Below are 1037 nucleotides of genomic sequence, written 5' to 3' on the forward strand. Positions count from 1 at the left end.
CACGCTAAGTGAATGATAATGAACAGTTAATAAATTACAAATATTTTCCAATTATTTGGAAAGCAACATAGAAGTATATGAGCAAAAGAAAAGATATGCAACACATTTTCAATACAGATGTAGACAAGAGTAGTTCTTGGCATTCTGTTAAAGTTATCATCGGCAACGTACACGAAAACCCAGAACTATTTATAACGAAAGAGGATTTTATATTATGACAACTCAAAAAGAAATAGATAATACTTTTATTGCTACATTAGAAAGCATCATAGGAGTTTGTGAAAAAACAACGTCAGGCAATGTTTCTCATAATATTGCAACGATTAAGTGCAAATGCAGAGATATGCTACAATTCTACAAGAAATTTCCTGCTAACTCTTGGCACGAAATATCAAGGGACAAAATCCCTAATGATGTAGATATACTTATACGTTTTGAAGACGGAAGTATAAAGAGGTATGATGAGGAATTGCCCGAATTGCTTGTTACGCACTGGTGCGAAATACCACAATTTAAGGAGAAGTAAAATAACCAATAAAAGTTGATATATGAAGACAATAAAGGATTTAACAGTAAAGGTTAAATACACGGTAGGCTTAGGCGATGTGGAAGTTAGTGACGAAGTGTACGAAGCTCTGCAAAACTTAGCAGACCGTGGAGAAATGACCTGTGACTTTGTGGAATCTTCAAGTTTATAGATAAATATATAAAATCGCTTGATAATAAATAATTATGCGCAAAGAAAATAAAATTTTAGTAACTCAAATTGGTGATATTGAAGAGGTAGATGTCATCTTTGATGATAATAATAACCTATATTTATATTCTTTTAGTGGAGAAGACGAGTTTTATAGACCAGATGGGGCTTATAAAATATTCGATAATAAGGAACAAGCCGAAGAGTATGTGAGAGAAAACATAATTCCTTTCGACAAAAATAAAGTCAAAGAGTATCTTACTAAAAGTTACTATGTTTGCAAAGGCTAACACACGGAGACAAGTCGGATGCCGCTCTTCGGAGGCTTCGCGCCTCCGGC

At 33.8% G+C, this 1037-nt stretch carries 3 protein-coding genes; all 3 read left to right on the top strand.

Annotated features, from left to right (window positions below; genetic code table 11):
- Positions 1-214 precede the first annotated feature (214 nt).
- The 3 genes from DEM91_RS12520 to DEM91_RS12530 are packed head-to-tail and all read left to right on the top strand — an operon-like array spanning position 215 to position 987.
- Positions 215-526 carry a hypothetical protein gene (locus DEM91_RS12520; RefSeq protein ID WP_195254040.1) on the top strand — a complete coding sequence of 104 codons (312 nt, stop codon included), beginning with the start codon at positions 215-217 and terminating at the stop codon, positions 524-526.
- Between the two features lie 22 nt (positions 527-548).
- Complete coding sequence (locus DEM91_RS12525) at positions 549-698, top strand: hypothetical protein (RefSeq protein WP_195254041.1); 150 nt, start codon at positions 549-551, stop codon at positions 696-698.
- 34 nt (positions 699-732) lie between these two features.
- Positions 733-987, top strand: coding sequence for a hypothetical protein (locus DEM91_RS12530; RefSeq protein ID WP_249859126.1), 255 nt, complete (start codon positions 733-735; stop codon positions 985-987).
- Positions 988-1037: the final 50 nt, after the last annotated feature.

The sequence above is a fragment of the Prevotella sp. TCVGH genome (assembly GCF_023522295.1).
GTDB lineage: Bacteria > Bacteroidota > Bacteroidia > Bacteroidales > Bacteroidaceae > Prevotella > Prevotella timonensis.

Bases quoted from the DNA above. Each gene is read 5' to 3' on its own strand.
- DEM91_RS12520 (WP_195254040.1), top strand. From the start codon at position 215: ATGACAACTCAAAAAGAAATAGATAATACTTTTATTGCTACATTAGAA.
- DEM91_RS12525 (WP_195254041.1), top strand. From the start codon at position 549: ATGAAGACAATAAAGGATTTAACAGTAAAGGTTAAATACACGGTAGGC.
- DEM91_RS12530 (WP_249859126.1), top strand. From the start codon at position 733: ATGCGCAAAGAAAATAAAATTTTAGTAACTCAAATTGGTGATATTGAA.